General features: G+C 35.2%; 13 protein-coding genes. 6 read left to right on the top strand and 7 right to left on the bottom strand.

What is annotated here, in order from left to right; genetic code table 11:
• Positions 1–60: 60 nt before the first annotated feature.
• The 4 genes from ABS916_RS11700 to obgE form a co-directional block, all read right to left on the bottom strand.
• Positions 61–492 (bottom strand): LapA family protein, encoded by a 432-nt coding sequence (locus ABS916_RS11700; protein WP_350452064.1) that lies wholly within the window; start codon positions 490–492, stop codon positions 61–63.
• A 99-nt stretch (positions 493–591) separates the two neighbouring features.
• Positions 592–1,395 carry an SDR family NAD(P)-dependent oxidoreductase gene (locus ABS916_RS11695; protein ID WP_502880605.1) on the bottom strand — a complete coding sequence of 268 codons (804 nt, stop codon included), beginning with the start codon at positions 1,393–1,395 and terminating at the stop codon, positions 592–594.
• Between the two features lie 21 nt (positions 1,396–1,416).
• Positions 1,417–2,355, bottom strand: coding sequence for a ribonuclease Z (rnz, locus tag ABS916_RS11690; protein WP_350452063.1), 939 nt, complete (start codon positions 2,353–2,355; stop codon positions 1,417–1,419).
• Between the two features lie 162 nt (positions 2,356–2,517).
• Complete coding sequence (gene obgE, locus ABS916_RS11685; RefSeq protein WP_350452093.1) at positions 2,518–3,825, bottom strand: GTPase ObgE; 1,308 nt, start codon at positions 3,823–3,825, stop codon at positions 2,518–2,520.
• A gap of 436 nt (positions 3,826–4,261) precedes the next feature.
• On the opposite strand from obgE, the gene ABS916_RS11680 reads away from it, so the two are divergent.
• From ABS916_RS11680 to ABS916_RS11660, 5 genes are all read left to right on the top strand, one after another.
• Positions 4,262–5,011, top strand: a complete 750-nt coding sequence (locus ABS916_RS11680; protein ID WP_350452062.1) for a peptidylprolyl isomerase — start codon at positions 4,262–4,264, stop codon at positions 5,009–5,011.
• 317 nt (positions 5,012–5,328) lie between these two features.
• The gene (locus tag ABS916_RS11675; protein WP_350452061.1) at positions 5,329–6,081 is read left to right on the top strand and encodes a DeoR/GlpR family DNA-binding transcription regulator; all 753 of its coding nucleotides are present in this window, start codon (positions 5,329–5,331) and stop codon (positions 6,079–6,081) included.
• Positions 6,078–6,995, top strand: a complete 918-nt coding sequence (pfkB, locus tag ABS916_RS11670; RefSeq protein ID WP_350452060.1) for a 1-phosphofructokinase — start codon at positions 6,078–6,080, stop codon at positions 6,993–6,995. The genes ABS916_RS11675 and pfkB overlap by 4 nt, the downstream gene beginning before the upstream one ends.
• A 24-nt stretch (positions 6,996–7,019) precedes the next feature.
• On the top strand, positions 7,020–8,921 hold the full coding sequence (locus tag ABS916_RS11665; protein WP_350452059.1) for a PTS fructose transporter subunit IIABC: 1,902 nt from the start codon (positions 7,020–7,022) through the stop codon (positions 8,919–8,921).
• A gap of 178 nt (positions 8,922–9,099) precedes the next feature.
• Entirely contained in the window at positions 9,100–9,972 is an 873-nt protein-coding gene (locus tag ABS916_RS11660; RefSeq protein ID WP_350452092.1) for a cation diffusion facilitator family transporter, read from the top strand.
• Positions 9,973–10,064: 92 nt separating this feature from the next.
• Here the strand turns inward: ABS916_RS11660 and ABS916_RS11655 are convergent, their stop codons facing one another.
• Together ABS916_RS11655 and ABS916_RS11650 are read right to left on the bottom strand one after the other, a co-directional pair.
• On the bottom strand, positions 10,065–10,790 hold the full coding sequence (locus tag ABS916_RS11655) for an amino acid ABC transporter ATP-binding protein (RefSeq protein WP_350452058.1): 726 nt from the start codon (positions 10,788–10,790) through the stop codon (positions 10,065–10,067).
• A complete protein-coding gene (locus ABS916_RS11650) occupies positions 10,783–12,264 on the bottom strand; it encodes an ABC transporter substrate-binding protein/permease (protein ID WP_350452057.1) in 1,482 nt (493 codons plus the stop codon). Before ABS916_RS11650 ends, ABS916_RS11655 begins: the two co-directional genes overlap by 8 nt.
• A 229-nt stretch (positions 12,265–12,493) precedes the next feature.
• On the opposite strand from ABS916_RS11650, the gene ABS916_RS11645 reads away from it, so the two are divergent.
• Positions 12,494–12,658, top strand: a complete 165-nt coding sequence (locus ABS916_RS11645) for an SPJ_0845 family protein (RefSeq protein WP_350452056.1) — start codon at positions 12,494–12,496, stop codon at positions 12,656–12,658.
• 28 nt (positions 12,659–12,686) lie between these two features.
• Here the strand turns inward: ABS916_RS11645 and ABS916_RS11640 are convergent, their stop codons facing one another.
• Positions 12,687–13,004 (bottom strand): nucleoside triphosphate pyrophosphohydrolase family protein, encoded by a 318-nt coding sequence (locus ABS916_RS11640; protein ID WP_350452055.1) that lies wholly within the window; start codon positions 13,002–13,004, stop codon positions 12,687–12,689.
• Positions 13,005–13,007: the final 3 nt, after the last annotated feature.

Raw genomic sequence — 13,007 nt, 5'->3', positions numbered from 1 at the left:
ACAAATAAAAAAAGAATAAACCCTAAAGTTTGTTCTTTTTTTATCAAAATGAACTCAATTTTATTGTTTTGGTACTGAATCAGTTGGTCCGTTTGAAGAAGTACCCGTTGATTGGGTCATTCGATTAACCAATTCTCTTTCTAGACTGCTGATTTTATCTGTTTTCTCATTAATAATAAAATCTTTTTGAGTTAATTTATCCTCATATTCTGCTCTGATTCGAGCAATAGCTTCTTCTTTTCTATTTTCTGCATTTTCTAATTCTTTTTTGCCATTCTTTAACTCTTTTTTGTTTCTATAAGTCGTACTTGTAGAAATTAGAACTGTCGTTAAAGCTCCAATAAATAATGATCCTAAAATAATCATAATTAAAGGCCAAGTTACTTCTGTAAAACCAAAACTAACTGGAACTGACTCAACATTTAAAACAGCAAAAAATGCTACAATTACAATAAGTATAAGTGCTACAATTGTCCCCCATTGTTTTTTCATAAAGTGTAGGTCTCCTTTCAAATAGACTCATTCGTTCTATTTTATAGTGTTATTTTAACACAATAGCCCGTACGGACACTATGAAAATGCTTGCGTACTTTATTTATTGTTAAATAAATCTCCAGCTAAATAATCTCCTATACGAGGGAAAAGTGTATAAAATTTCCCTGCAATTTCTAATAATGCAGGCATGTTCAATTCTCTTCTAGGTGTTCCCATTAAAGAAACAATACGACCAGCAACAACTTCAGCATTCAATACTAGATTCCCTACTTTTTCTAAATAGGTTCCACTTTCATCTGCAATATCAAAAAAGTTTGTTTCAATAGGACCAGGGTTAACTGTTGTTACATAAATATTTAACGGTTTTAATTCTAAACGTAATGCATTTGAATAACCGATAACAGCAAATTTACTTGCAGAATAAATAGTTGATTTAGGTGTAGCCATCTTCCCAGCTTGAGAAGCAATATTGATAATGTGACCTTGTTTTCTTTCAGCCATTTCAATTGCAACTAATTGAGTTACATACATTAGACCTAAAACATTTACACGAAACATTCTTTCTGCTATATCCATATCAAAGGTTAATGCTTCTTCAAAATGTCCAAATCCTGCGTTATTGACAAGAACATCAACTGTTCCTACAGTCTGATAAATTTCATTGATCACTTTTTTTACTTGTTCAGGATCTGAAACATCTAACCCAAAAGCATAAGCTGGTTTATTTGATAATTGTTCACATTTTTCCTTAACTTGTAAAAGCAAATCTTCTCTTCTAGCACTAACGACCACAATAGCCCCTTTTTTTGCAGCTTCATAAGCGATTTTTTCACCTAATCCAGTTGAAGCGCCAGTAATAAAAACAACTTTATCTCTAAGTGTATCCATATTTTTTTTCATCATAAGCTCCTTTTTTATGTTTTATTTATCTGTTCTAATAAGCGGAATATCAATTTCATCAAAATCATTCGCAATTTGAGTATTAGGGAATACTTTTCGTGCTTCCTTTTCTAATAAATATATGTCTCTACCTAAATAGCGAGCGCTAATATGAGTCAACACTAATTTAGCAACAAGTGCTTCTTTAGCAACTTCTGCAGCGTCTAAATTTGTAGAATGGTTATAATCTCTTGCCATTTTACGATTCGCTCCGTCAAATGTACTTTCATGAACCAAAATAGAGGCATTTTCAGCAAGCAATACATTATTTTTTGTTTTCTTAGTGTCGCCTAAAATGGTTACAATACGGCCTTTTTGAGTTTCACCGATGAACTCTTTCCCATTAAATGTGCGACCATCTTCTAAGGTAATCGTTTCACCTTTTTTTAACTTTCCATACATCGGACCAAAAGGAATACCGGCTTCTTTCACTTTATCGGCTTGTAACATTCCCTGGTGATCAGCTTCTTCAATACGATAGCCAAAAGACTGAATGCCATGTTTTAATTTACGGCAAATGACTTTAAATTGCTGATCTTCAAAAATTATTCCTTCTGCGGTAATTTCATGAAAATGTAACGGATACTTCAAAATAGTTCCTGAAGTTTTTAAGCACACTTGAACATAATTTTTAATTCCTACAGGACCATAAATGGTTAATGGACCATCTCCTCCTTGAAAAGAACGACTGCTTAAGAAACCAGGAAGTCCAAAAATATGATCTCCGTGTAAATGTGTAATAAAAATTTTATCGACCTTCCGCGGTTTTAAAGTCGTGTGTAAAATTTGTTGCTGAGTTGCTTCTCCACAATCAAAAAGCCAAATTGTGTTTCGTTCTTCTAATAATTTTAGTGCAATGCTAGTAACATTTCGTTGCTTTGCGGGTACTCCTGCACCTGTACCTAAAAATAATAATTCCATTTCATCCTGTCCTAACCATTAAAGTATCATTCGTTTAACTCCAAAATCGTACTTGACCGTTCGACATATTTTACCAAACTTTTCTTAAATAAGCGATAATGAGGTGAAAAATAAACGACCAAGCAATCAACTTTTTGATTGCTTGGTCGTTTTAGTTTGATTTTATTCAACAAATTCGAATTCATATTTCAAGATACGGACTAAGTCTCCATCTTTTGCTCCACGTTCACGCATCTCTTCATCAATTCCCATCGTTCTTAACTGACGGGCAAAACGTAAAACAGAAGCATCGTGATCAAAATTGGTCATCTTGAATAGTTTTTCAAGTTTATCGCCGCTCAATACCCATGTAGCATCAGGGTCTCTTGTAATAGCATAGCCTTTTTCTTCAGGAGTATGTTTATACATAACGGTATCTTCTTCTTGATCCAACTCATATAAAGGAAATTCTGGTGTTACATCTAATACATCAGCTGTTGCATTTAATAAATTTTGTGTTCCTTTATGTGTAATAGCTGAAATAGCAAATATTTGAAGGTCTTCTTCATACTCATCTTTTTTAAGAGCGTTTATTTTCTCTTTAAATTCAACTAAATGTTCTTCTGCTCCAGGCATATCCATTTTATTAGCAACAATAATTTGTGGACGTTCCATTAAACGTAGATTATGCGTTTCTAATTCTTTATTGATAGCAACGTAATCGTCATATGGATCACGGCCTTCACTTCCACTCATATCGATAACATGCAAAATAACGCGTGTACGCTCTATATGACGCAAGAATTGTGTTCCTAAACCAATTCCTTGAGAAGCTCCTTCAATTAATCCTGGTAAATCAGCCATAACAAAACTACGTCCGTCTGGTGTTTGAACCATTCCTAAATTTGGCACTAAAGTTGTGAAATGGTAAGCACCAATCTTAGGACGAGCAGCGGAAACAACTGATAACAGTGTCGATTTTCCAACAGAAGGGAAACCAACTAATCCTACATCAGCTAAAACCTTTAATTCCATTTCAATTTTATAATCTTCTCCTGGTTCACCGTTTTCAGCAATTTCAGGAGCTGGGTTTCTAGGAGTAGCAAAACGGCTGTTTCCGCGTCCGCCACGTCCGCCTTTAGCTACAACAAGTTTGTGTCCATGATGAACTAGATCGCCTAAAACCTTGCCCGTTTCTGCTTCTTTAACTGTTGTTCCAGGTGGGACTTTAATGACATTGTCTCCTGCTCCACGGCCATGCATGTTTTTACTCATACCATTTTCGCCATCTTCTGCTTTAAAGTGACGGTTAAATCGGAAATCCATTAATGTACGTAAACCTTCGTCTACGATAAAAACGACATCCCCACCTTTACCACCATCTCCACCAGCTGGGCCTCCATCGGGTACAAATTTTTCACGACGGAAAGCTACCATTCCATTACCGCCATCTCCGGCTTTTACGTTAATTGTTACTTGATCTAAAAACATTGACATTTTTTATTTTCCTCCTCATTTTTAAGTGTATGAGATTTAGTTATTTTCTAGGTTACACAATGGATCTGGCGCTGCATCTTAATATTACATTTGTTCCAAGATGTAAACAAGAAAGCCAATTATCACATATCCTCTAAAAATGAAATACGTTCAGTATACCCAATTTTAGTCCATTATCTATTGTACGTCTATTTGATGCATTTGTCTATTTTTTAATGAGGATACTGTCAAATTTACTTCTATATAACTTAAATTGAAACTATCCACTTCTAATTCACTCATTATACCATCATTTCATTTTAACTATTTAATTATTTTCTCATTTGTAGTATGATTTACTAGGACATTTTCTATTTGAATACTCATTTAGATAGAAAGATGAATTTTTAATATTAAGCGAAACAGCTTAAAGACCAAAAGGACGTGCACCATGAAAAGAAAGAAAAGTTATATTATTGGATTTACCTTATTTATAGTTGCAATAGGTTTAATGATTTTCGGAACCCATACTTTATCAAAGAGCACTGGAGCAAGTTTCACGACCATGTTTAATCCTGAAAGCTCTCTTAATCAAGTATCTTCTGACAATGAACAGCCGGTAAATTTACCCCAGCTTACTAATGAAGTAAGTGAAAATGAGATTGAAGTTCATATCACCACCTCTGTGGGTTTGATTAAAGTTAAAGTTTTTCCAGATTTGGCACCAAAAGCAGTAGAAAATTTTATTACACATAGTAAAGAAGGTTATTATGATGAGACCACCTTTCACCGAGTCTTAGACAACTTTATGATTCAAGGTGGTGACCCTAAAGGAGACGGTACTGGCGGGGAGAGTATCTGGGGCGAACCGTTCGAAACAGAGATATCCTCTCAGTTATTCCATATCCGTGGGGCTTTAGCAATGGCAAAAACAAATGCTCCCGTTTCAATAGGTAGTCAATTTTACATTGTTCAAAATCCGGTAGATGTGAGCGCCTCGGCTGACCCTACTATTACACCTGATGAAATAGTAGAGGCCTATACTTCAGGAGGCTACCCTTCCCTTGATCAGCACTACACCGTTTTTGGTCAAGTAATTGAAGGAATGGATGTGATTGATGCCATAAGTGAAGTTGAAACCGATTCGCTTGATAAACCTTTGCAAGAAGTTAAAATTGAATCTATTGAAGTAATAGACTAAAACAATGTCATTAATCGTTGACACAATTCAACAGTCATTAAGTTAGGAAAGGAATCTAAATGATTTCTTTCTTTTTTTGCGTTGAGATTGTAATAAATTTATTTTTTCATTTAATTTTGATCATCTGAACTGGTATACAAGCTACTATTTAAAAAAACACCGACTTTTTATTTTTATTGCTCTATTTGGTATACATTATTTGTATCTCTCTTTGGCGTTATCCTGCTTGCAAAGCAATTAAAAAATGATGAAATCGGTTTACTTTTGATTGCTTTTGACTGTTTTTGGTGGTAAAGTAGCGCTATTGGAGGGATATAATGCTTACTGAAGAACGTTACAACTTCATATTAGAAAAATTAACCCAATATGGAGTTATTAAATCCCAAGAACTTATGTTAGAAATGGATTGTTCAGAGTCCACTATACGACGCGATCTCGCTTCACTTGAAGAACAAGGAAAACTTGTACGTGTGCACGGTGGCGCAAAAAGAGTTTACACGATTGAACAAGAGCAATCTCTTACTGAGAAAGCAGTCAAAAACATTCAAAACAAAGAAAAAATTGCAGAGTTAGCCGCTTCTTTTGTTGAAGATGGTGATACTATTTTCCTAGATGCAGGATCAACTACTTTTTTTATGGTTCCTTTTTTAATGGAAAAAAGTATTCGTATTGTAACCAACGCTGTTCAACATGCTCTGTTGCTTGCAAATCAAAATAATGATGTTTTGCTTATTGGCGGAAAGCTGAAAAACACCACCCAAGCAATCGTTGGAACTACTAGTGTTGAACAATTGTCTCGTTATCGTTTTAATAAGTCTTTTTTGGGAATGAATGGTATTGATAAAGATTATGGCTTTACCACTCCTGATCCGGAAGAAGCTAATGTTAAGCAACAAGCAGTTATGAATAGTTCAAAAACGTATATTCTTGCTGATGAAACAAAATTTAATAAAGTTACTTTTGTAAAGGTTTGTACTATTGATGACGCATTGATTATCACAGATCATCTATCTCCTAAGAATTATGAAAGTTATTTTAATACAACAACAATATTGGAGGCAAAATCATGATTTATACAGTAACACTAAATCCATCAATCGACTATATTGTACATGTCCCTTCCGTACAATTAGGTGAATTGAATCGTATGGATAACGATATAAAACTTCCTGGTGGCAAAGGAATCAATGTTTCTCGTGTGTTAAATCACATTAATCAACCCTCAACGGCTTTAGGCTTTTTAGGAGGTTTCACAGGTAACTTTATTGCTGATTGGTTGGAAAAAGAAGGTGTCAACACGCAGTTTGTTTCTATTAAAGGCGATACACGGATCAACGTTAAATTAAAGTCTGATACTGAGACAGAGTTAAATGCTCAAGGTCCGGTTATTACACAAGCCGAAGCAGCTCAATTGATCAGTCAAATTGATTTGATAACAGCTAAAGATATTATTATTCTTTCAGGAAACAAGCCCCCTTCTCTACCTGAAGATTTTTATCAAAATTTAATTGCAAAAGTTGTTTTAAAACAAGTAGATTTTGTAATTGATACAACTGGTTCAGAATTATTAAATGCATTAGTGCATAAACCGTTGTTAGTTAAACCAAACCATCATGAGTTAGCCGAATTGTTTGATACTACTTTCCATTCGTTGGAAGATATTATCGTGCATGGAAAAAAACTAATTGACTTAGGTGCTCAATATGCTTTAGTTTCAATGGCTGGCGATGGAGCTTTATTCTTTACAAATGAACGTGTTTATCAAGCGACTGTTCCTAAAGGAATCGTGAAAAATTCTGTAGGAGCTGGAGATTCTATGATTGCCGGTTTTGTTGGAGCATTAGTTGATACGAAAGATCCGTTAAAAGCTTTTCAAAAAAGCGTCGCTACTGGAAGTGCCACAGCATTTTCAGATGACCTAGCAACTAAAACGGAGATAGAAGCATTATTAACTAACGTTACAATTACAGAACTAACTTTATAAAATTGATTTAGGAGGAAAACAACTATGAATATCAACGATTTATTGATTAAAGATGTTATGATAATGGATTTACAATCAACAACTAAAGAAGGCGTTATAGATGAGATGATTGCAAGCTTAAAAGCAAACGATCGTATCAATGATGCTGACCTATTTAAGAAAGGGATCATGCACCGTGAATCTCTGACCTCTACAGGTTTAGGAGACGGAATTGCTATGCCTCATGCTAAAACAACTGCTGTAAATGAAGCAACTGTTTTATTCGCTAAAAGCACAAATGGTGTTGACTATGATTCATTAGACGGCCAACCTGCTCATTTGTTCTTTATGATCGCAGCTCCAGAAGGCGCAAACGATACTCATTTACAAGCATTAGCAAACCTTTCTCGTCTATTGATTCACCCAGACTTCGTTCAATCTTTAAAAGAAGCAAAATCTGCTGAAGAAGTTCGTTCTCTTTTTGCAGCTGCTCAAGAAGTACAAGAAAAAGAAGCTGCAGCTGAAATCGAAGAAACGACTTCTCCTTCTAAAAATCAAGAAGGAGAAAAACCTTTTGTTATAGCTGTAACGGCTTGTCCGACTGGAATTGCACACACATACATGGCTGAGGATGCCTTAAAGAAAAAAGCTGCTGAAATGGGTGTTGAAATCAAAGTCGAAACAAACGGTTCTGACGGAATCAAGAATAAATTAACAGCTGAAGATATTAAAAGAGCTGATGGTGTAATTATTGCTGCTGATAAAAAAGTTGAATTAGCTCGTTTTGATGGAAAACCTGTTTTACAACGTCCAGTTAGTGATGGTATTCGTAAAACAGAAGAATTGATTACCAAAGCAATGAACAAACAAGCACCCATCTTTTCTTCAGATGGACAAAAAGATGAATCAACTGAAGAAGAATCAGGAACTTGGGTCAACCGTGTCTATAAAGATTTAATGAATGGGATATCTACTATGTTGCCATTTGTTATCGGTGGCGGAATATTGATGGCTATCTCTTTCCTAGTTGAAAGCTTTTTAGGCGATACAAACGCTCTTTTCTTATTCTTAAATACTGTTGGATCTAATGCCTTTAATTTCTTAATTCCTATTTTAGCTGGTTACATTGCGTTAAGTATTGCAGATCGTCCTGGTTTAATGCCTGGTATGGTTGGTGGGTTACTTGCTGTCAATAGTAATGCTGGTTTCTTAGGCGGTCTTGCTGCAGGTTTCTTAGCTGGTTATACGATTTTAGCTTTGAAAAAAGCGTTAAACGGATTACCAAAATCTCTTAATGGTTTAAAAGCTATTCTCTTCTATCCTATTCTTGGGTTGTTGATTACTGGTGCTCTTATGTTCTTTATTGTTGGACCTATCTTCGCAACAATTAATCTTGCAATGATTTCTTTCTTAGAAAACTTGGGTACAGCTAATGCAGTTATCTTAGGTGCGTTATTAGGCGGAATGATGGCTATCGATATGGGTGGCCCATTCAATAAAGCAGCTTATGCTTTTTCTATTGGAATTTTTACCGACACTGGAGACGGAAGCTTGATGGCTGCAGTTATGGCCGGTGGTATGGTTCCACCTCTTGCGATCGCTTTAGCCAGCACAATCTTTAAAAATAAATTCAATGACAATGAAAAAAAATCTGCCCTTACAAACTACGTAATGGGATTATCATTTATTACTGAAGGAGCTATTCCTTTTGCAGCAGCTGATCCACTTCGCACAATCGGATCTTCCGTTGTGGGAGCAGCAATTGCTGGTGGATTGACTCAATTATGGAATATTACTATCCCCGCACCACACGGTGGTATATTCGTTGTAGCTCTTTCAAATCACTGGTTCTTATTTTTAGTAGCCTTAGTAATTGGAACAATCATTTCAGCAGTTATTCTTGGTCTATGGAGAAAACCTGTTACAACTGAAGGATTGCTTAAATAAAAGCATTTTTAGAAGTTTGTTTAGAAAAAATAGGTACATTTGCAACTGAGGTTAAGGCGTTCTGCCCTAACCTCGGTTTTTTTGTCCACATAAAAACTAATTGCTATTCATCTTAACTTTGGGTAAACTAAATGCTATTACTTAATTTCATTTTGAAGGGACGTCGAACAGTTTGACGATGATAAAAGATCGTTATGAGGAATTAAAACTTGCTGAACGTGGAGCGGTGCTTAGCATCGTGACCTATCTTTTTATTGCTACACTAAAATTAATTGTTGCGAACTATTCTGGTTCAAGCGCTTTAAGAGCAGATGGTTTAAACAATACGACAGACACAATTGCCTCGATTGCTGTTCTGATTGGTTTAAGGCTGGCTAGACGACCGCCAGATGATAATCATCCATATGGGCATTGGAAAGCTGAAACTGTTGCAAGCATGGTTACTTCGTTCATTATGCTAGCTGTGGGGCTGGAAGTCCTTGTTTCTGCAGTAGAGCATTTTTTTGTGCCAGAAAGAAACTCACCTGACTTGATTGCAGGATATGCAGGACTATTTTCAAGCATTGTCTTGATGGCTATTTATTTATATAACAACAAACTCGCAAAAAAACAAAAAAGTAAATCGTTACAAGCTGCATCTAAAGATACTTTCAATGACAGTTTAATCAGTTTATCAACTGCTATAGCTATTTTTGCTTCTAATTTCAATATGGCATGGTTAGATAGTGCAATGGCCGTTATTGTCTCACTTATCATTCTAAAAACAGCATTTGAAATTTTTAGAGAAAGTGCGTTTGAATTGTCTGATGGATTTAATGAAAATGATTTAAAGGAATTCAAGCTAACAATACTCACTTTGCCTGAAGTTTTGGAAGTAGAATCTATTAAAGGTAGAACTTATGGAACTATTATTCATGTAGATGTTATTATAAAAACTAACCCAGAAATGACTGTTAAAAGGAGCCATGAGTTAACGGAACAGGTCGAACAGTTATTAGCAGCTGATTTTGGTGTCTTTGATACAAAAGTTCATGTTGAACCAATTGAATAAACTAATGGTCAACTCAAAAAGGAACCTGCGATAAAATTATCGTAGGTTCCTTTTTGTATGGCTTTAATTCATAACTTTAAGTCTCACGCTGATTACAATATTTTAGCTAAAAAGTCTTGAGTTCTTTGATGCTGTGGATGATTAAACACTTGATCAGGTTGTCCTTCTTCAACGATATAACCGCCATCCATAAAAATCACACGATCTGCCACTTCCTTAGCAAAGCCCATTTCATGTGTTACAACGACCATTGTCATACCAATTTCAGCTAAGTCTTGCATTACCTTAAGCACTTCACCGACCATTTCAGGATCTAACGCTGAGGTTGGCTCATCAAAAAGCATGACATCTGGGTCCATAGCTAAAGCCCGTGCGATAGCAACCCTTTGCTGTTGTCCACCGGATAAACTTGAGGGATAAGCATCAGCTTTATCCGATAATCCAACTTGTTCCAATAATCGAATGGCGTGTTCTTGAGCTTCTTTATCAGGCACACCTTTAACTTTTACCGGTGCTACTTTTAAGTTTTCTAAGACGGTCATATGAGGGAAAAGATTAAAACTTTGAAAAACCATTCCCATTTTTTCACGCAATTGATTTAATTTTGTTTCATTTAGACCTGTTAAAGCAGTTCCTTCAAAAATAATTTCTCCACTGGTCGGTTTTTCTAGTAAATTTAAGCAACGAAGCAAGGTGCTCTTACCTGATCCAGAAGGACCTATGATAACCACTACTTCCCCTTTTTTTACTTCCTGGTTAATGTCTGTTAAGACTTCATTGTCACCAAAGACTTTTTTCAAATGATCTATTTTAATCATGATTCATCTTCCCTTCATAGTGATTTAATAACTTAGTCAAACTAAATGTTAAGATAAAGTAGATGATCATGGTAACCACTAATGGTGCGATCCCTCTGTATGAAACAGATGTCACAACTTTTGTTTGGAAGATCAAATCACTTACACCGATAATGGATACGATCGAACTTTCTTTAATAACAGTTATAAACTCATTTCCTAACGCTGGCCAAATGTTCTTAAGTGCTTGTGGGAAAATGATTTGACGCATAGAAATCTTTTTACTCATGCCTAAACTTCTTGCTGCTTCGGCTTGTCCCTTAGGCACAGAGTTTAGACCAGAACGAATAATTTCACAAATGTAGGCTGCGCTGTTTAAAGAAACGGCTATAATACCAGAAGCTAATGCTGGAATATTTATAAGGTAACCTACAGCAAAATAGATAAACATTACTTGAATCATCATAGGTGTTCCACGAACAAATTCAACATAGGCTGTTGCTACAAAATGCATGAGTTTATTTTTACTCATTCTCATGAAGGATAAACCAATCCCTAATATTGAACCAAAAAAGACACTTACTACTGAAATAAGGATCGTGTATCCTGTCCCTCTTAAAAAGTACTGCCAATAATTAAAAATACTATTACTGCTCTCTTCATCACCATTCGTTCCTTGTTGAGCAGCTTGAAGATAAGTACCAGCTTCTTCTAGATAATCAGAAATCAAATCTTGGTCACTGATTTCTACTAATGACGTATTTACAGCTTCCACTAAAGACTGAGCGTCTTTTTTAAAAGCGATTGCTGAACCTTGCTCACCATCTTCTAAAAGGAAACCTCCATCAAATGTGACTAATTGATCATCATTTCCTATATAAGCTTCTGCACTAGGTTTTTCCATTAAAATAGCTTCGATTTTGTTTGTTTTTAACGCCAGAATTAGATCGGTGATTTTTGATAAACTCAATAATTCTGAATCAGGCATTTGTTCTTTAGCAAGTGTTTCTTGTAGAGAGCCTGTTTGGACACCAACTTTCATTCCTGTTAAATCCTCAGCGTTTGTATAAATCTCTTTATCCGCTTCTCTTACAACAATATTTTGTCCTCCTGTATAGTAAACATCGGAGAAATCAACGCTTTTTTTTCGTTCATCGGTAGGACTCATACCTGAAATAACCATATCGACCTTTTCTGATTCTAGTGCTGGCAATAGGCTATCGAAACCGATATCTTCAATCTTTAGCTCTACACCAAGGTCCTCTGCAATTTTTTGAGCAATGGAAATATCCATTCCTACAATCGTGTCTTTTCCATCGACTGTACTATGAAATTCGTAAGGTGGAAAATCAGCACTCGTTCCGATGACTAAGGTTCCTTTTTCTTGAATATCTTCTAAGGCGGTATCTGCTGCTGTTACTGTTTCAACTGGTACGAATAGGCCAATTACAGTTAATAAACTAAGTACAATTAAATAAAATGAGTTCTTTTTCATGTCTCTTCCTCTTTTCTGATGATCTCTTCTTTTTGACTTATAAATTATCATAACAGATTAAGAATATTTATGCAATATTTTTTACGAATATTTACTTTTATGGTCTTTTAGCCTGTTTATATACATTTAAAAATGTATATATGAATTTTTGAAACGGTTTTTTCTAAGAAAGAGTTGTTTTATTTGCAGATTGGGTCTACTATAGGATTACAGAAAAAGGAGGTTTAATATGGGACAAATTCATAAAAATGAAACAAGTTTGGATGATTTATTCAGCAAATTTGCGATTGATCCTGAAGACGAACTTGTTTTTCCAGCACCCGAAAAGGAACAATTGATAGATGATGAAAAGAAAAAAGGTTTATTAGATAAAAAAAATAGAAATGCTGAATAGCACATGTGCTTTCAGCATTTCTATTTTTTTATTCAATACGATTGCGACTTCGCTCTGTAGAAAATCCATCTGGATAGCGACGTTTCAATTTTTCGATATTTTGTACTGCTGCTTCTTCAAAAGGAATATCAGCCCACTCCGCAATTTGAGATAAGTACCATAAAACGTCTCCCAGTTCTTTGGTTAGCTCTTTTTTATCTAAATCATGACCATGAAAGGTATACTTTTTAATTAAATCGACCAATTCACCAGCTTCACTAGCTACGCCTAAAGCGCAATTGGTTAAGACTTGTTCATTTCCATATAAAGTACGGTTGGCTAATTTTTGATATTCATTAAATTCCATCTT

This window comes from Carnobacterium sp. (genome assembly GCF_040274945.1).
Classification (GTDB): domain Bacteria; phylum Bacillota; class Bacilli; order Lactobacillales; family Carnobacteriaceae; genus Carnobacterium_B.
The sequence above is the reverse complement of the archived record's forward strand: the minus strand, read 5'-3'. Positions and strand labels throughout refer to the sequence as shown.